19 protein-coding genes are annotated in these 16,298 nt (G+C 71.4%); 11 read left to right on the forward strand and 8 right to left on the reverse strand.

Going from position 1 to position 16,298, the window contains the following annotated elements:
- The 3 genes from ABD205_RS18705 to ABD205_RS18715 are packed head-to-tail and all read left to right on the forward strand — an operon-like array spanning window position 1 to window position 2,134.
- Window positions 1-636 carry a DUF6758 family protein gene (locus tag ABD205_RS18705; RefSeq protein ID WP_344047452.1) on the forward strand — a complete coding sequence of 212 codons (636 nt, stop codon included), beginning with the start codon at window positions 1-3 and terminating at the stop codon, window positions 634-636.
- A 26-nt stretch (window positions 637-662) separates the two neighbouring features.
- The gene (locus ABD205_RS18710; RefSeq protein WP_344047454.1) at window positions 663-1,538 is read left to right on the forward strand and encodes a PHP domain-containing protein; all 876 of its coding nucleotides are present in this window, start codon (window positions 663-665) and stop codon (window positions 1,536-1,538) included.
- Window positions 1,535-2,134 carry a MarC family protein gene (locus tag ABD205_RS18715; protein ID WP_344047456.1) on the forward strand — a complete coding sequence of 200 codons (600 nt, stop codon included), beginning with the start codon at window positions 1,535-1,537 and terminating at the stop codon, window positions 2,132-2,134. Before ABD205_RS18710 ends, ABD205_RS18715 begins: the two co-directional genes overlap by 4 nt.
- Here the strand turns inward: ABD205_RS18715 and ABD205_RS18720 are convergent, their stop codons facing one another.
- Entirely contained in the window at window positions 2,135-2,893 is a 759-nt protein-coding gene (locus ABD205_RS18720; RefSeq protein WP_344047458.1) for an SDR family NAD(P)-dependent oxidoreductase, read from the reverse strand.
- A gap of 49 nt (window positions 2,894-2,942) precedes the next feature.
- Here ABD205_RS18720 and ABD205_RS18725 point away from each other — a divergent pair, with 49 nt between their 5' ends.
- Window positions 2,943-3,719, forward strand: a complete 777-nt coding sequence (locus tag ABD205_RS18725) for a ParA family protein (protein ID WP_344047460.1) — start codon at window positions 2,943-2,945, stop codon at window positions 3,717-3,719.
- 78 nt (window positions 3,720-3,797) lie between these two features.
- On the opposite strand, the gene ABD205_RS18730 is transcribed toward ABD205_RS18725, so the two are convergent.
- Entirely contained in the window at window positions 3,798-5,285 is a 1,488-nt protein-coding gene (locus tag ABD205_RS18730; protein WP_344047461.1) for a DEAD/DEAH box helicase, read from the reverse strand.
- Window positions 5,286-5,452: 167 nt separating this feature from the next.
- On the opposite strand from ABD205_RS18730, the gene ABD205_RS18735 reads away from it, so the two are divergent.
- Window positions 5,453-6,145, forward strand: a complete 693-nt coding sequence (locus ABD205_RS18735) for a ferritin-like fold-containing protein (protein WP_344047462.1) — start codon at window positions 5,453-5,455, stop codon at window positions 6,143-6,145.
- Window positions 6,146-6,239: 94 nt separating this feature from the next.
- On the opposite strand, the gene ABD205_RS18740 is transcribed toward ABD205_RS18735, so the two are convergent.
- The 3 genes from ABD205_RS18740 to ABD205_RS18750 form a co-directional block, all read right to left on the reverse strand.
- Window positions 6,240-6,554 carry a hypothetical protein gene (locus ABD205_RS18740; protein WP_344047463.1) on the reverse strand — a complete coding sequence of 105 codons (315 nt, stop codon included), beginning with the start codon at window positions 6,552-6,554 and terminating at the stop codon, window positions 6,240-6,242.
- Window positions 6,555-6,667: 113 nt separating this feature from the next.
- Complete coding sequence (locus tag ABD205_RS18745; RefSeq protein ID WP_344047464.1) at window positions 6,668-6,889, reverse strand: DUF3107 domain-containing protein; 222 nt, start codon at window positions 6,887-6,889, stop codon at window positions 6,668-6,670.
- Between the two features lie 29 nt (window positions 6,890-6,918).
- Complete coding sequence (locus ABD205_RS18750; RefSeq protein ID WP_425573074.1) at window positions 6,919-7,554, reverse strand: TetR/AcrR family transcriptional regulator; 636 nt, start codon at window positions 7,552-7,554, stop codon at window positions 6,919-6,921.
- 140 nt (window positions 7,555-7,694) lie between these two features.
- On the opposite strand from ABD205_RS18750, the gene moeZ reads away from it, so the two are divergent.
- The 3 genes from moeZ (at window position 7,695) to ABD205_RS18765 (ending at window position 10,240) form a co-directional block, all read left to right on the forward strand.
- The gene (gene moeZ / locus ABD205_RS18755) at window positions 7,695-8,909 is read left to right on the forward strand and encodes an adenylyltransferase/sulfurtransferase MoeZ (protein WP_344047466.1); all 1,215 of its coding nucleotides are present in this window, start codon (window positions 7,695-7,697) and stop codon (window positions 8,907-8,909) included.
- Window positions 8,910-9,018: 109 nt separating this feature from the next.
- The gene (locus ABD205_RS18760) at window positions 9,019-9,900 is read left to right on the forward strand and encodes a chymotrypsin family serine protease (RefSeq protein ID WP_344047468.1); all 882 of its coding nucleotides are present in this window, start codon (window positions 9,019-9,021) and stop codon (window positions 9,898-9,900) included.
- A gap of 19 nt (window positions 9,901-9,919) precedes the next feature.
- Window positions 9,920-10,240, forward strand: coding sequence for an MGMT family protein (locus tag ABD205_RS18765; protein WP_344047470.1), 321 nt, complete (start codon window positions 9,920-9,922; stop codon window positions 10,238-10,240).
- Here ABD205_RS18765 and ABD205_RS18770 read toward each other — a convergent pair.
- The 3 genes from ABD205_RS18770 to ABD205_RS18780 are packed head-to-tail and all read right to left on the reverse strand — an operon-like array spanning window position 10,206 to window position 13,791.
- Complete coding sequence (locus ABD205_RS18770) at window positions 10,206-11,618, reverse strand: YlbE family protein (protein WP_344047472.1); 1,413 nt, start codon at window positions 11,616-11,618, stop codon at window positions 10,206-10,208. The genes ABD205_RS18765 and ABD205_RS18770 overlap by 35 nt on opposite strands.
- Window positions 11,615-13,102, reverse strand: a complete 1,488-nt coding sequence (locus tag ABD205_RS18775) for an AllF/FdrA family protein (protein WP_344047473.1) — start codon at window positions 13,100-13,102, stop codon at window positions 11,615-11,617. Before ABD205_RS18775 ends, ABD205_RS18770 begins: the two co-directional genes overlap by 4 nt.
- Window positions 13,099-13,791 carry an oxamate carbamoyltransferase subunit AllH family protein gene (locus ABD205_RS18780; protein WP_344047474.1) on the reverse strand — a complete coding sequence of 231 codons (693 nt, stop codon included), beginning with the start codon at window positions 13,789-13,791 and terminating at the stop codon, window positions 13,099-13,101. Before ABD205_RS18780 ends, ABD205_RS18775 begins: the two co-directional genes overlap by 4 nt.
- 107 nt (window positions 13,792-13,898) lie before the next feature.
- Between ABD205_RS18780 and ABD205_RS18785 the strand changes: the two genes are divergently transcribed.
- The 3 genes from ABD205_RS18785 (at window position 13,899) to ABD205_RS18795 (ending at window position 16,043) form a co-directional block, all read left to right on the forward strand.
- Window positions 13,899-15,176: a PucR family transcriptional regulator gene (locus tag ABD205_RS18785; protein WP_344047476.1), complete on the forward strand. Its 1,278-nt coding sequence runs from the start codon at window positions 13,899-13,901 to the stop codon at window positions 15,174-15,176.
- A gap of 66 nt (window positions 15,177-15,242) precedes the next feature.
- Window positions 15,243-15,530 (forward strand): hypothetical protein, encoded by a 288-nt coding sequence (locus ABD205_RS18790; RefSeq protein ID WP_344047477.1) that lies wholly within the window; start codon window positions 15,243-15,245, stop codon window positions 15,528-15,530.
- A 168-nt stretch (window positions 15,531-15,698) separates the two neighbouring features.
- On the forward strand, window positions 15,699-16,043 hold the full coding sequence (locus ABD205_RS18795; RefSeq protein WP_344047479.1) for a hypothetical protein: 345 nt from the start codon (window positions 15,699-15,701) through the stop codon (window positions 16,041-16,043).
- Window positions 16,044-16,298 lie beyond the last annotated feature (255 nt).

The raw sequence follows: 16,298 nt of genomic DNA on the forward strand, positions 1-16,298 counted from the left end.
GTGACGCCCGGCTGCCCGCGTTGCCAGACCCCGGTCGCCTCGGTCGAGGGATCCGGCGGCACGTGGTCGTGCCCCGAGCACGGATCGGTCTCCCCGCTGTGGCGGCCCGGCGAGGCGACGTACGACGAGTTCGCGGCCCATCTCGAGCTCGCGGGCACCTTCCCGACGTACCTGCCCTGGCCGCTGAGCCCCGGCTGGCGGCTCACCGACTTCGGCGTCGTGGAGGGCGAGGCGACCTACACCTGCGTCTCCGGCACGAGCGAGCTCGACGGGCCGGTCGACGTCATCGTCGTCGCCGAGGAGCCGACGACAGGACTCGGCTCGCGCTGCGCGGGCACCGTGCACGACGACCCCGGGCACGAGCTCGGCGACGGTCCGCCGGCCTCCAAGGTGCGCCTCGACGGCCAGCCGGTGTCGCTGTGGCCGGTGTCGACGAGCGACGCCGGCACGGGGACGGCCTCGGAGTGGGACAGGTCGGTGCTGGCCGGCGAGGGCGGCGGCCGGTGGCTGTGGATGGTGATGAGACCGGCCTCCGCGCTGCTCCTGCTGCGTGATCCGTGGCTGCTGCGCGACGTGTCGACCCTCGGGCCGGCCCTGCTCGACGTGCCGTTCGGGGGCCCGGCGCCGTCCTGGTGACCGGCGACCACCACTATCCTCAGCGGGTGCGCATCGACCTCCACACCCACTCGCGGGTGAGTGACGGGACCGACTCGCCGGAGGAGCTGGTGCGCGCGGCCCGGGCGGTCGGGCTCGACGTGGTCGCGTTGACCGATCACGACACCGCCGCCGGGTGGGACGAGGCCGCGGCAACCGCCCACGAGATCGGCATCGAGCTGGTCCGCGGCATGGAGATCAGCACTCTGCACCAGGGCAGGAGCGTCCACCTGCTGGGCTACCTGCCGGACCCGACGTACGAGCCTCTCGACCGGGAGCTGCGGCACATCCTGGACGGGCGGGGACAGCGGCTGCCGATGATGGTCGACCGGCTGCGCGGCCTGGGCATCGCGATCACCGTCGACGACGTGCTCGCAGTGTCGCAGGATGCCGCCGCCTCCGGCCGGCCGCACGTCGCGGACGCGCTCGTCCGGCAGGGCGTCGTCGCCGACCGCGACGAGGCGTTCGACACGCTGCTCGCGGCCGGTCGGCCGGCGTACGTCGGGCGCTATGCCGTCGCGCTGGACGAGGCGATCCGCCTGGTCACCGCGGCGGGTGGTGTCTCGGTCATCGCCCACGTCTGGGGCCGGAGCCGCTCCGAGCACCCCGACGAGGCCGAGCTCGCCGCCCTCCAGGAGGTCGGACTGACCGGCCTCGAGGTCGACCACCAGGACCACGCCCCGGAGCGCCGCGAGCGACTTCGCGGCATCGCCCGCGACCTCGGCTTGGTCGTCACCGGCTCGAGCGACTACCACGGCACCGGGAAGACGCAGCACGACCTCGGCATCAACACGACCGCCCCGGAGGACTACCACCGCCTGCTCGAGGCGGCCGCGGCGGCGTCGGCCGCGAGCGGGCGAGAGACCCCGGAGGTCGTCAGGTGAACGTCACCCTCATGGTCGAGGTCTTCGTGACCCTCTTCGTCATCATGGACCCGGTCGGCACCGTGCCCATCTTCCTGTCGCTCACCTCGGGCCGCTCAGCGGCCACCGCTCGTCGCGCTGCCTGGCAGGCGGTGCTCGTGGCGTTCTTCGTGATCGTCGTCTTCGCCGTGTTCGGGCAGGGGATCCTGGACTACCTGTCGATCTCGCTGGCGGCGCTCCAGTGCGCGGGCGGCCTGCTGCTCCTGCTCGTCGCGCTCGAGCTGCTCACCGGCAACGACGAGGAGCCGACCGCGACGACCGGCACCAACGTCGCGCTCGTGCCACTGGGCACGCCGCTCCTCGCGGGTCCCGGCGCGATCGTCGCGACGATGGTCTTCACGCGGCGCGTGCACGACGTCGGCGACCTGGCGGCCGTGGCGCTCGGCATCATCGGCGTGCACATCGTCCTGTGGGCGGCGATGCGCTTCTCGCTTCCGATCCTCCGGCTCATCCGCGAGAGCGGCGTCATGCTCGTCACGCGGATCGCGGGTCTGCTCCTGTCGGCGATCGCCGTGCAGATGGTCGCCGACGCAGTCCGCGCCTTCATCGAGAGCTAGCTAGCGGCGGCCGAGCCCCTGGAAGCGCTGCAGCAGACGGGTCGGGGTCGCCCGCGCGAGGGTCGCGATCACCTTGTACTGCGGCGACGGGATCGAGAAGACCTTGCCCTTGTCGTAGTCGGCCAGCGCCTCGCGCACCAGGTCGTCCACGTCGAGCCACATCCAGTCCGGCGCGGACCCGCGCTGGACGCCCATCCGCTCGTGGAACTCGGTCTTGGTGAAGCCCGGCAGCAGCGCCGTCACGGTCACGCCCTGCGGTCCGTACTCGTGGTGGGCCCACTCGGTGAAGCTGTTCACCCAGGCCTTGGCGGCGCTGTAGGTCCCGCGCGGGAGGTACGACGCCACGCTGCCGACGTTGATCACGCCGCCGGTGCCCCGCTCGACCTGGGCGCCGAGCGCCGCGTGGCTCAGCCGCAGGGGAGCGATGACCAGCAGGTCGGTCATCGCCGTCTCGTCGTCGGCGGAGTTGTCCAGGAACCGCTTCTTCAACCCGAAGCCGGCGTTGTTGACCAGGAGGTCGACCGGCCGCTCGCGGCTGGCGAGCCGCTCCTCAACGATCGCGAGGTCGGCGCGGTCGATCAGGTCGGCGGGGAGCACCTCGACGGAGACGCCGTACGTCGTCCTGAGCTCGTCGGCGACCTCCCCGAGCCGCTCCGCGTTGCGCGCGACGAGGACGAGGTCGTCGCCGCGATCGGCGAGCTGGCGGGCGAAGGCGAGTCCGATGCCGGCCGTGGCGCCGGTGACGAGTGCGGTCGACATGGGTCACAGTCTGGCGCACGGGTGAGGCGCGTCGGGCATGATGGCCCCGATGACCATCACGCTCGCGGTCGCCAACCAGAAGGGCGGCGTCGCCAAGACCACCTCCGTGGCCTCGATCGGCGCTGCGCTCGCCGAGCTGGGCCAGAAGGTGCTCCTCGTCGACCTCGACCCCCAGGCGTGCCTGACCTTCTCGCTCGGCATCGACCCGGAGGACCTGGAGCTGTCCGTGCACCAGGTGCTGACCAAGGGTGTCGATGTCGAAGCGGTCATCCTCGAGACCGAGGACGGCGTCGACCTGCTGCCGGCCACGATCGACCTGGCTCGCGCGGAGGCTGATCTGCTCACCCGCACCGGTCGTGAGCATGCGATCAAAGCGGCCCTGGAGGGCGTCGTCGACTACGACTGGGTGCTGCTGGACTGCCCGCCGTCGCTGGGTGTTCTGACGGTCGCCGCACTGACCGCGGCCGACGGCGTGCTGATCCCGCTCCAGTGCGAGACCCTCTCGCACCGTGGCGTCGGACAGCTGCTCGACACGGTGCACGACGTACGCCGCTTCACCAACAAGGGGCTCGAGGTGTGGGGCGTCCTCCCGACCCTCTATGACGGCCGGACGACCCACGCCCGGATGGTGCTCGACACCATCGCGGAGACCTACGACCTCGACGTCATCGAGCCGCCGATCCCGAAGACGATCAAGTTCGCCGAGGCACCGGCGGCGGGTCGGTCGATCCTGGCGACGGCCCGCTCGAGCAAGGGGGCCAAGGCCTATCGCGAGGTGGCCGCGAACCTCGTCGCGCGCGGCAAAGCGGGCCCGCCGATCCGCTGAGACGAGAAGTGGCGACCTCGGCCACGCCCTGGTGTCAGGACGCGGCCGAAGTCGCCACTTTCAGACGTGCTGCTCTGCTCAGCTCTCGACGGTCGCGGTCGCAGCGCCGGTGTCGGAGCCGCTGCCCGAGGGGCGCCGGCGACGGCGCCGGTTGCGCGACGCCGGCTTCGACTCACCGTCGGCCGGAGCCGAAGCAGTGCTCGCGTCGGTCGTCGCCTCGGTGTCCGCGCCGCCCTCCACGGGGCGCCCGCCGCGGGAGCGGGTACGGCTGCGGTTGCGGTCACGCTCGCGCGGCGCGCGCTCGGAGCGCTCGTCGCCGGACCTGCCCGCGGGCTTGGTGGAGGGCTTCTCCGAGGGGGGCTTGATCCGGCCCTTGGTGCCCTTCGGGATGCCCATCTCGTGGAGGAAGTGCTCCGAGGAGGAGTAGGTCTCGACCAGCTCGTCGAACGGCAGGTCGAGCGCCTTGTTGATCATCTTCCACTTGTGGATGTCGGCCCAGTCGACCAGCGTCACGGCGATGCCGGAGGCGCCGGCACGGCCGGTGCGGCCGATCCGGTGGACGTAGGTCTTCTCGTCGTCCGGGGTCGTGTAGTTGATGACGTGGGAGACGCCGGTGACGTCGATGCCGCGAGCCGCGACGTCGGTCGCGACCAGGACCTGCACCTTGCCGTCGCGGAAGCGCTGCATCGCCTTCTCGCGTGCCACCTGCGCCATGTCGCCGTGCAGGGGAGCGGCCGGGAAGCCGCGGTCGGCGAGGTCCTCGGCGACGCGCTGGGCCTGCCGCTTGGTCCGGGCGAAGACGACGACCTTGTCGACGTCCTCGGCCTGGAGGATGCGCCCGATCATCTCGGGCTTGTCGAGGTCGTGCGCCTGGTAGACGAACTGCGCGGTGGCAGGCACCGTGGCGTTCTCGTACGACGACTCGGCGCGGATGTTCATCGGGTGGCGCATGTACATGCGCGCCAGCGACACGATCGGTCCGGGCATCGTCGCCGAGAAGAGCATGGTCTGGCGCGTCTCGGGGGTCAGCTTGATGAGCCGCTGGATGTCCTCGAGGAAGCCGAGGTCGAGCATCTCGTCGGCCTCGTCGAGGACGAGCGCGTGCACGTGGGACAGGTCGAGGAGCCGGCGGTTGGCGAGGTCGATGAGGCGACCGGGCGTGCCGACGACGATGTCGACGCCGGCCTGGAGGGCCTCGATCTGCGGCTCGTAGCCGACACCGCCGTACACGGTGAGGACGCGGAGACCGCGGTCCGCGGAGGCGATGGCGAGGTCGCCGGAGACCTGGAGCGCGAGCTCACGGGTCGGCGCGACGATGAGCGCCTGCGGCTTGCCCTGCGGCAGCTCGGTGTAGTCGGGGTCCTTGGGGGAGACGCTGCGCTGCACCACGGGGATGCCGAAGGCGAGCGTCTTGCCGGTGCCGGTGCGGGCCTGACCGATCAGGTCGGTGCCCATCAGTGCGACGGAGAGGGTCATCTCCTGGATCGCGAACGGTGTGGTGATGCCCTTGCGTTCGAGCGCGTCACAAATCTCGGGGTGCACCCCGAGCTCTCGGAAGGTGGTCATATTTCGCTTTCGTATGCCCGGCCGTCTCGCCGGGTTGCTGGTCCGTGCGGCGGAGGCACTCACAGCTTCGAAGCGATCAGCGCTGCGCCGCGCACATACAGGCCGCGCCGTGTTGCGGAAGGGCACAGCCGATCAATCGTCGGCCATTCTATCGGTAGGGTGACACCGTGCCTGCATCGGTGGATCCCGTCACCTTCCCGGACCCCGTCTACCGCGAGGCGGTCATCGACCTCCTGGCCGCGGTCGGGTACGGCGAGGTGAGCGCCTTCGAGCGACTGGCCGAGGACGCCAGGCTGGCGCCGACCCTCGAGGACAAGGTCGCGCTGGGCCTCTTCGCCTCGGCGCAGATCGGCAAGGTCGAGCCGATCCGGCTCCGGCTCACCGAGCTCGGCGCGGACCCGTTCGCAGCGATGGAGGCGTTCCGCGACGGGTTCGAGTCCTTTCACACCCACACGGCGCCGAGCGACTGGTGGGAGGGCCTCGTCAAGGCGTACGTCGGCGACGGGCTGGCCAACGACTTCTACCGCGAGATCGCGGCATTCCTCGATCCGCAGACCCGCGACCTCGTCCTGACCTCGCTGGAGGACGCCGGCCACGCCGAGTTCGTCGTCGAACGCGTCCGTGCCGGCATCGAGGCCGACCCCCGGCTCGCCGGGCGGCTGGCCCTGTGGGGCCGCCGGCTGATGGGGGAGGCGCTCACCGAGGCCCAGCGGGTCGCCGCCGACCGCGACGCGCTGTCCGCGCTGCTCGCGGGGGGCACCGACATGCCCGGACTCGACCTCGCGGCGATCGGGCGGATGTTCACCCGTCTGACGGAGCGGCACGTGGAGCGGATGACGGGCCTCGGCCTCGAGCACTGAGCAACGCCGACTCGGCGCTTGTGCACCGACATGCACCCGAGCCCGCGGCCGGACGGCCGCGGGCTCGGGTGCACAAGCGCCGACTCGGCGTCGGTCAGGCGCGCCTGTCGCGCCCGGTGACGAACGACGCGGCCATGACGGCCAGTGCGGCGACGACGATCTGCCAGACGTGGCGCCACCAGTCGATGCCCTTGGTGGTGTTGTCCCAGCCGTAGTCGGGGTTGCCCTTGACGTTGTTCGCAACGCCGAAGAGCGCGTAGTAGAGCACGCTGCCGACCAGCATCCCGACGATGCCGCAGACGACGACGAGCCAGAACGGGATGTTGTCACGGTGGCCCGGGGCGAAGAACTTCCCGAGCGACCCGATGATCACACCTCCGACGAGGGTGACGATGATCGTCCAGAGCATGGGGCTTCCCTTCGGTGGTCGACGGAGGCAGCGGCGTCTGCCGCTCCCTCACTGATCCTGCACCTGCTGGGACGCGATTGCACGGACCCCATGACGCGGTCCGCGCGGCGTGTTCAGCTGCGGAAGCCGACGTGGCCGGTGGTGCCCGTGCCGAGCTCGATGTAGGCGATCTTCTCCGCCGGGATGAACATCTTGCGACCCTTGGTGTCGGTCAGGCTGAGCAGTCCGCCGGCGGCGAGGGCGTCCGCGACCTGCTTCTCGACGGACTCGGCCGTCTCGTCGGTCTCCAGGACCAGCTCGCGCTGCGCGTGCTGGACGCCGATCTTGACCTCCACGGGAACTCCTTCTTGTGGCTGGGGGTGGTTCAGTGCTCGTCGGTCTTCGGGTAACCGCGGATGCCGCGCCACGCGAGGCCGGCGACCAGAGCCGCTGCCTCGTCGCGGCCGATGCCGCCGTTCTCGTCCAGCCAGAACCGCGAGCTGACCTGCGCCATTCCCACGAGGGAGACGGCGAGGAGGCGAGAGGCGACGTCGGGCAGGCCGGTGTCGTCGTGGATGACCTCCGCGATGGCCTCCGCGCACTCGTTGGTGACGCGGTCGACCTGCTGGCGCACGGCCGGCTCGTTGGTGAGGTCGGACTCGAAGACCAGTCGGAAGGCGCCGGACTCGCTGGCGACGTACGAGTAGAAGGCGTCGATCGTCGCCGCCACCCGCTGCTTGTTGTCGTGGGTGGAGTCGAGTGCGTCGCGGCACTTGCGGATGATCGTGTCGCAGGACTGCTCCAGGAGCGCGAGGTAGAGCTCGAGCTTGCCGGGGAAGTGCTGGTAGAGCACGGGCTTCGAGACTCCGGCCTTGTCAGCGATGTCGTCCATCGCCGCGGCGTGGTAGCCCTGGGCGACGAAGACCTCGAGCGCGGAGTCGAGCAGCTGAGCCCGGCGCTCGCGCCGCGGCATGCGGCCGCCGCGGGGGCGGGCGGCCTCGAGGTCGTAATCCGTCGTCACGCGGCGAGACTACTCCGCAGTCACCTGCGTCCGGATGACGGGATGCGCGCGTCGGCGCGTTGGTGGGCGGGGAACATGGATCGCGGTGCCCGTGTTGCACCCCCAGGATCGCCGACAGACCAGACGAAAGGGAGACCACCGTGTCCTTCCCACCGCTCGTGGAGCCCGCCGAGGAGCTCACGATCGACGAGGTACGCCGCTACAGCCGGCACCTGATCATCCCGGATGTGGGGATGTCCGGTCAGAAGCGCCTCAAGAACGCCAAGGTGCTCGTCATCGGCGCCGGCGGTCTGGGCAGTCCTGCGCTGCTCTACCTGGCCGCGGCCGGCGTCGGCACGATCGGCATCGTCGAGTTCGACGAGGTCGACGAGTCGAACCTGCAGCGCCAGATCATCCACCGGCAGTCCGACATCGGCCGCAAGAAGGCCGACTCGGCGCGCGACGCGATCAACGAGGCGAACCCGTACGTCAACGTGGTCGTCCACGACGAGCGCCTGGACAACGACAACGTCTTCGGCATCTTCGAGGGCTACGACCTGATCGTCGACGGGACGGACAACTTCGCGACCCGCTACATGGTCAACGACGCGGCGTACTTCCTGGGGATCCCGTACGTGTGGGGCTCCATCTACCGCTTCGACGGCCAGGCGTCGGTCTTCGCGCCCAAGCAGGTCGAGGGCGCGCCCTGCTACCGCTGCCTCTACCCCGAGCCCCCGCCGCCGGGCATGGTGCCCTCCTGCGCCGAGGGCGGCGTGCTGGGCGTGCTGTGCGCGAGCATCGGCTCGATCCAGGTCACCGAGGCGATCAAGCTCCTCACCGGCATCGGTGACCCGCTGGTCGGCGAGCTGATGATCTACGACGCCCTGGAGATGTCCTACCGCAAGCTCAAGGTGCGCAAGGACCCCAACTGCGCCCTGTGCGGCGACGCCCCGACCGTCGACTCGCTCATCGACTACGAGGTGTTCTGCGGCGCGGTGTCGCAGGAGGCCGCGGACGCCGCCGTCGGCTCGACCATCTCGGTGGTGCAGCTCGAGCACATGCTCAAGGAGCGCGCCGAGGGCGCCCGCGACTTCGTCCTCGTCGACGTGCGCGAGCCCAACGAGTTCGAGATCAACAAGATCCCCGGCTCGGTGCTCATCCCGAAGGGGGAGTTCCTCAACGGCAACGCGATCGCCCAGCTGCAGGAGCTCACGGCCGACGGTGGCAAGCAGCTCGTGCTGCACTGCAAGTCGGGTGTGCGGTCCGCGGAGGCACTCGTGGTGGCGAAGGGCGCCGGCTACTCCGACGCCGTCCACGTCGGTGGCGGCGTGGTCGCCTGGGTGAACCAGATCGACCCGTCGCAGCCGTCGTACTGACGCCCTCCCTCATCTGAGGGATCGACCGCCCGTCCGGGGTAACCCGGGCGGGCGGTCGTCGTTGGAGATGTGGTTCGGATCTCGGCCGCCCAACTCCCGGAGGCACGACATGAAGCTCAGTCGCAGCACCACCAAGATGGGGACCCTCATCCTCGCCCTGATGCTCGCGGCGCTCGCGGCGCTCGTGCTCTTCGCGCCGAAGGGGTCCTCGGCGACCCCCGCGTGGGCCCCCGCCGCCTCGGCCACCATCACGCCCGGCGTCCAGATGTACACCGACGGCGCCCAGTGCACCGCGAACTTCGTCTACACGGACGGCGCGGGCGGCGTGTACGTCGGTTACGCCGCGCACTGCGCCGGTCTCGGCGCCGCGACCGACACCGACGGCTGCAAGGCCGACTCGCTGCCGATCGGCACGCCCGTCACCTTCAACACCGGCGGCAGCCTCGCCGACGAGGGCACGGTCGTCGGGCACGGCACGCTCGCCTACTCGTCCTGGGTCAGGATGCACGAGCTCGGCACGACTGACCCGAACACCTGCGCCTACAACGACCTCGCGCTGGTCAAGGTCGACCCCGCCGACGTCGGCAAGGTCAACCCCTCGGTGCCGTTCTTCGGCGGCCCGACCGGCATCGACACTGACGGCACCAAGGCCGGCGACCAGGTCTACAGCTACGGCAACTCCTCGTTGCGCGGCGGCGTCACCCAGCTCTCCCCGAAGTTCGGCGCCAGCCTGGGTGACCAGGCCGCTGACGGCGGCTGGTCGCACCCGCTCTACACGCTGACGCCCGGCATCCCCGGTGACTCCGGCTCCGCCTTCCTGTCCACGGGCGGCAAGGCGCTCGGCGTCCTGTCCACCCTCGGCCTGGCACCGCTGCCGCTGTCGAACAACATCGGCGACCTGGCCAAGGAGCTGGCCTTCGCCCAGCAGAGCTCCGGCATCTCGGGCCTCCAGCTGGCCCTCGGGACGGAGCCGTTCCACTCGGCTCTCTGAGGTCGATAGCCTCGGCCGCGTGGATCCTGCCGACCTCACCGAGTACGACGATGCTGTGCTCTCCCTCGTCGAGCAGGTGCCACGCGGCCGGGTGACGACCTACGGGGCGGTCGCCGACGCCCTCCAGGACGCGTTCGGTCGCGGACCTCGGGCGGTCGCGCGCGTCATGTCGCTGCACGGCGCAGGTGTGACGTGGTGGCGCTGCATCCGCTCGGACGGCACCCTGCCCGACTGGCTGCTCGACGAGGCCCGTCAGGCATGGCTCGAGGAGGGCACCCCGCTGCGGTCCTCGGGCGCCGTCGACATCAGGCGGGCGCTGTGGCTGCCCGCTCTCGGGTGAGCCGGGCGAGCCGCGCCAGCGCCGCCGGGAAGACCTCCGCCGGAGGGTTCACCAGGCCGGCGCCGACCTGGCCGGTGCCGGCGACCTTGCCCGCCATGCCGGTGTTGATCTGGGGGAGGATGCCGGTGCGGCACACCCGGGTGACGTCGATGCCGGACGGCACGCCCTGGAACTCCAGGACGGGGATGCTCCAGCGCGGGCTCTCGCCCAGGCAGATCTCGTGCATGCGCCGGGTGGCGGCGAGCGCGTCGGGCACGCTTCCGCCGACCAGCCGCACGATCGCCGGGGCGGTCGCCATCGCGAAGCCGCCGATGCCTGCCGTCTCGGTGATGGCCGAGTCGCCGATGTCGGGGTTGGCGTCGTCGGGGCCGTAGTCGCCGAGGTAGAGCCCCTCCGGCACCTGCGCCGGGCCCGTGAACCACTCGTCCCCCGTGCCGGAGACCTGGATGCCGAAGTCGGTGCCGTTGCGCGCCATCGCGACGACCATCGTGCTCCCCGGGATGTTCCGCGCGGCGTCGAGGGCCAGCTTGCAGGCCGGCATCGCGAGGTTGAGGAAGAAGTGGTCGTTGCCGCCGACGAACCGGAACACCTCGGCCAGGTCGGCGGACCCCACGCCGCTCGTCGCGAGGGCGGGGGAGAGGTCGCGCAGCAGCATCAGCGTGCCGGCCCGGTTGCGGTTGTGCGCCTCGTCGCCCATCTGCAGCATCTGCGTGAGGATGCCGGTGACGTCGACCTGGCCGCCGGAGTCGCGGAGCCCGCGCACCGCCCGCTGCAGCGCCGGCCCGAGCACATCGCGCATCCAGCGCAGACGGGTGAGCACGGAGTCGTCGTACGCGCCGTAGCGCAGGACCTTGCCGAGCCCCTCGTTGAGGGAGCAGAACGTACGCCGGCCACTGGCCGCGTCCTCCAGCACGAACATCCACATCGACGGCGAGACGACGCCCGCCATCGGCCCGACCGCCCCGTGGTGGTGGCAGGGGTCGAGGGTGAAGGAGCCACTCTCGAAGAGCGGTGGGGCCTCCTCCGGATCGTCGACGAGTCCTTCGAACGCCGCCGCCGCCATGAGCCCGCCCCGGAGCGGACCTGATGCGCGCTCCCAGGTGATCGGGGGCCCGGCGTGGAGGAACTGTCCGCGCTCGAGCCCGAGCAGGTCTGCGGCGGGCGCGACGTCGACCAACTGCGCGTTGACGCCGAGGAACGCCGCCAGCGCCCGTCTGTTGGCGTCCGCTCGCAGCGGATCGGTCGCGACGACGGCGAGGTCGGCTGTCGTCCCTGGCATCGGCGGGCGCCAGTCGACGCGGCTGGCCGGGACCGCCTGGTCCTCGACGGCGGCGGCGAGCAGGTCGATGCCGGAGGTGACGACGGTGCTGATGGTCATAGGCGGTCTCCGAGCAGCTCGAGGGCCCGGCGGGTGGCGCCGGCGTTGGACAGGTGCACCTCGGCACCCGCGGCCGCAAGCGTGCGCGCCTGCCGGTGGAGGTCCTGCGGGTCGCCGGCGGTGCCGACCAGGGAGACGACGACGGGCTGCCGCACGGCCTGGATCGCCGGTGCCAGCGCGGCGGCGGGGTCCGGCTCGGCGCCGTGGCCGAGCACCACGTCGAGCAGGATCACCGCCGTCTCCGGGTCGTGGGCGGCGCGGGCCAGGTGGTCGAGACGGAGCGTCGGGTCGATCATGGGGTGCGCCCGGCCGACGGTCAGCGCGTCGTCGCCGAAGTCGACGAACGTGTGCGCCGCCGCGGTGAGCGATGCCGGGAGGGCCTGGTCGGGCGTGAGCGGGATGTTGGAGCGGACCGGCCCCAGGGCAGCGCTCGCGATCAGCATCGCCTCGTCGCACAGCGTGCCGCCGACGAAGAGCCCTCGCAGCCAGCGCCCGGTCTGGTCGTCGAGCTCGGGGCGGTGCCGCGCCGGGTGGGCGATGCCGTGCACCGGCCACTCGGGCACGCTCACACCCAGGCGGGTGAGCACCGCCTCGGCGGACGCGGTGATGTCGGGGGCCCCCGGACCGAGCAGGGCGGTCGTCACGGGGGTGTCGAGGCTGTCGGCGTACGCCGTGATTGCGGCGGCGACCTCGGGCGCCGGCGGTTTCGACAGCAGGACGACCAGCTCGACGGCGGGGTCGTCGTCGAGACGACGCAGTGCTTCGCGGGTCGAGAGGCCACCGACGGCCGCCGAGAGGTCGCGGCCGCCGACGCCGAGCGCGGAGGCCACTCCGACGCCGGCGTGGTCGAGCAGGGCGAGCAGCTGCTGGGTGCCGGTGCCGGAGGCGGCGACGATGCCGACCGGACCGGGCTCGACGACGTTGGCGAAGCCCAGCCCCAGCCCGCCGATCACGGCGGTGCCGCAGTCGGGGCCCATCACCAGCGACCCGCGCTCGGCGGCGGCGCGCTTGAGCGCCACCTCCTGCTCGAGCGGCATGTTGTCGCTGAAGACCATCACGTCGCGCCCCGCCTCGACGGCGTCCATCGCCTCGAGCACGGCGAGGTCGCCGGGCACCGAGACGAGGGCGATCGCGTCGGGGGCGCGCCGGAGGGCCGCAGCGGTCGTGCGCGGCGGCGCGATGTCGCCGCCCGTGCCGGTGTCCGGGCGGCGGCTCGCCTGCACGAGCAGCTGGTCGACCTGCGCCAGCGTCTCCTCGACCGCGTCGGCCGACTCCAGTCGTACGGCGACGACCAGGTCGTTGGGGCTGACCTCGCGGTCCACGGGGAGCCCCATGCCGGCGAGGACGTCGAGGTTGAGCGGGGTCGCCATCGCGACCTGGGCGGCGAGCACGCCCGGCAGTTGCTGGACCTGCCGGCTCACCTGCAGCAGTGTCACCGAGTCGGCGTAGGCGCCGGGTCGGACGTCGACGTGGGTGTGCGTCATGCGGCCACCGCCGTGTCAAGCGTTGTGAGCGCCTGTCGCGCCCCCTCGAGCATGCCGCGGCCGGAGGTGTGGCCGATCGCCTCGAGCGCCACGGACGCGGCGCGCTCGGTCGGGGTGCCGAGAGCGGCCACCCAGGCGGCGAACTCGGGCAGCACCTCGCCGTGCATCGCGCAGTCGAGGAGTGTCGCCGAGAGCAGGGTGGTGCGGTGCAGCAGCGCCCGCACGGCCGCGTCCTCGACGGGCGTCGCGACCCCGGCCGCGCGGTGGATCGCGATCCAGCCGCACAGCACGTCGTCGCCGTACGGCGTCAGGCCGTCGCCGGCGCCGACGAGCCGCGCGACCCACGACCCCGGGTCCTGTGCCGGGGCCGGCGAGCCGGCGCTCGCGGTGAGCGCGGGCACCCCCACGTGGACCATCCGACCGACGGTCACGGGGATGCCGTCGAGGTGGAGGACGCCGCCGCGGAGGTCGGCCCGGTCTCCGGGGACGCCGGCGAGACTCGTGGTGCGCAGCGCGCAGGGGACCTGGGCAGCCACCGCGTCGACGACGCCGAGGCACCAGCCGTCGAGGTCGAGGTAGATCGAGTGCGGGCCGCGGTGGACGACTCGGAGGGGCCCGTCCGGGGCCCGGCCCAGCCGGTCTCGCACACGGCGGGAAGCGGCCGCTGGCAGCCGGGTCGGCGGATTCACCTTCCTGACGCTAGCGGCGGGCATTACGGTGTGCCGATGTGAGGATCTGACAACGATCGCGGGAGGCGGGCGCAGATGTTGCCCACGGATGGAAGAGCGGAGCAGGCGTGACGGGGGAGCAGGTCGCTGACCAGCACAGCGCGATCGAGGCACTGGCGCGGATCGACGCGCTGCACCGCGCGCTCACGCAGATCGTCCTCGAGGACGGCTCGCTCGAGAACATCGGGGCCGAGGTGGCCCGGGTGCTCGACGTCGGTGTGGTGGTCACGTCGACCGACGGCCGCGAGCGCGCGGCCGCCGTGACGATCGACCACCGGGCGCTGCTCGAGGAGCACGACCTGGTGGACCCCACCGGCCGCATCAGAGTGGAGCGGCTGGGCGGCCAGAGCGTGCCGCTGCGCAGCGGCGCAGAGGCGCGCAGCCAACGGGTCGCCGCGGGCGGCTCCGACCTGGCCCGCCTCATCGTCGTCAAGGCGCACGGACCGATCTCCGACGACGACGTGCAGTCCCTCGAGCGCGCCGCGGCGGTCGCCGCACTGCTGATCACCCGGCAGGAGGCGATCACGGCCGTCGAGAACAAGTACCAGGGCGACTTCCTCCGCGACCTCTTCCTGCACCGCACCGGCGGCCCCAACAGCGACGAGTACGTCGCCGAGCACGCCGCGACCTTCGGCTGGGACCTCGACCGGCCGATCGTCGTGCTCTGCGCCGAGATCGACCCGCTTCAGCCAGACACGGGACCGGTGTCCCGGCTGGTCAGGCGGCAGTGGCAGGAGCGGTTCGCGGCGGCCTGGCGTCAGGTGACGCGCGGCCTGGACAGCACCATCCCGACCGTCGACTTCTCCTCCGAGGTGGTCGTCCTGCTGCCGGTCGACCCGGACAACCACGGCCATGACGCGGTGCGCCGCGCAGTCACCGCCGTGGCCGGCGACAAGGGCGGCGGCCGGCGATCCTTCAGCGTGGGCGTGAGCCGCGTGGCGGCGAGTCTCCACGAGCTGCCCGAGGCCTACGCCCAGGCGCAGCGCGCGGTCGAGGTCGGCCGGCGTGTGCACGGCGGCGGGTCGACCACGTTCTTCGACAGCCTCGGCCTGCACCGTCTCATCGCGCTCATCCCGGACCAGTCCGAGCTGCGCTCCTTCGCCCACGACGTGCTCGGACCCCTGGCCGACGACACGACGGAGGCGGCCGACCTGCGGCGTACCCTCCAGGTCCTCCTCGACACCAACTTCAACGTCGCCGAGGCGGCGCGCAGCCAGTTCTTCCACTACAACACGATGCGCTACCGCGTCTCCAAGCTCGAGCGGCTGCTCGGCCCGTTGTCGGAGGACCCGCACCTGCGGCTCGACGTCGCCGTGGCGTTGCGTGTCCTGGAGATCACCGGCTGAGAGTCGTCTCGCCTGATGGCACAACGGATTGTGCTTGACGGGCGTTTTGTGGCACCGTCCCGAACCGTGTCTGACGTGGAGGTTCGTGATGGAGATGTGGCGAAGGAGCCGGTCGCCAACAGGTGCCACCGTTACGGGAAGGGTTCCGGGATCACGCTCGACAGGAACAACGCCGCCACATGGTCCGTCGGGCTCGACATCTCCGGCCTGGTGGGGTTCGACGTCTCGGCGCGGTCGGGCTACTCACGCAGCGAGAAGGTCGACGTCACGATCACCGCGCCCTCTGGGCGACTCATCTGTGGCTCCAGCAAGTACCTGGCACAGGGACCGTCGCTCGTCGTCGTCAAGCCATGACGGCGGGGACACGAGGCGGAGTGGCGACCCTGGTGTTGCTGTCCGGACTCACCGCCTGCACGGTTGGGGAGACAGGGGGCGCGGCTGGCGAGCGCGTCGGGCGATGGTGGAGGCACGATCTGCGTCCCGGTCGGCGACAAGGAGCGTGCCTCGATCGCCGAGGAGGCGGTGCGTCACACCTCGGCGTCGGAGCTCACCGTCACGGACGGGAAGGTGGCAGGGTCCAAGGCCAAGGTCGTGGATTGGTTCCTGGCCGACAACGACTGGCCCGATGCCGGTGTTCGGAATCGTGATCTGCCGGATCCCGCCGAAGCCAGGTTGTCGAACACCGTCGGAGCGCACGAGATCGCGCTCGTTGCGTACACCGTCGAGGCCAAGAACCTCGAAGCTCCGTGGCAGACCCGGGTTTGGGGGAGATACACCAGCCCTCAAGGTCGTCGTCGCCTCCGGCTGACGTTCCGCGTCCGGTTCATGCCTCTTGGGCAGGCCTGCGACATGTCGAGCGACGAATGAGATCACCCACGATCCACCTTCGACGCGGCAGGGCAGTTGAGCCTGAGCCGCACCGACCGGTGCTCGCGCTCGTCGGAATCGCATGGACGCTGATCACCCTCGCGCTCCTGGGGATCATGCTGGTGCCCTTTGCGTACGGCGCGATCGACCTGATCATGCACCTGCACTGACCCGCACTGACCCGCACTGACCCGCACTGACCCGTTTCCCGGTCGACCCGCGCGAGCGCTGCACCGGGCGTCCATGGCGACACCT

The organism is Nocardioides panacihumi, from assembly GCF_039530925.1.
GTDB classification, from domain to species: domain Bacteria; phylum Actinomycetota; class Actinomycetes; order Propionibacteriales; family Nocardioidaceae; genus Nocardioides; species Nocardioides panacihumi.

Coding starts and splice junctions, on each gene's coding strand:
- ABD205_RS18720 (WP_344047458.1), bottom strand. CDS start 2,893: ATGTCGACCGCACTCGTCACCGGCGCCACGGCCGGCATCGGACTCGCC.
- ABD205_RS18725 (WP_344047460.1), top strand. CDS start 2,943: ATGACCATCACGCTCGCGGTCGCCAACCAGAAGGGCGGCGTCGCCAAG.
- ABD205_RS18730 (WP_344047461.1), bottom strand. CDS start 5,285: ATGACCACCTTCCGAGAGCTCGGGGTGCACCCCGAGATTTGTGACGCG.
- ABD205_RS18740 (WP_344047463.1), bottom strand. CDS start 6,554: ATGCTCTGGACGATCATCGTCACCCTCGTCGGAGGTGTGATCATCGGG.
- ABD205_RS18760 (WP_344047468.1), top strand. CDS start 9,019: ATGAAGCTCAGTCGCAGCACCACCAAGATGGGGACCCTCATCCTCGCC.
- ABD205_RS18770 (WP_344047472.1), bottom strand. CDS start 11,618: ATGACCATCAGCACCGTCGTCACCTCCGGCATCGACCTGCTCGCCGCC.
- ABD205_RS18775 (WP_344047473.1), bottom strand. CDS start 13,102: ATGACGCACACCCACGTCGACGTCCGACCCGGCGCCTACGCCGACTCG.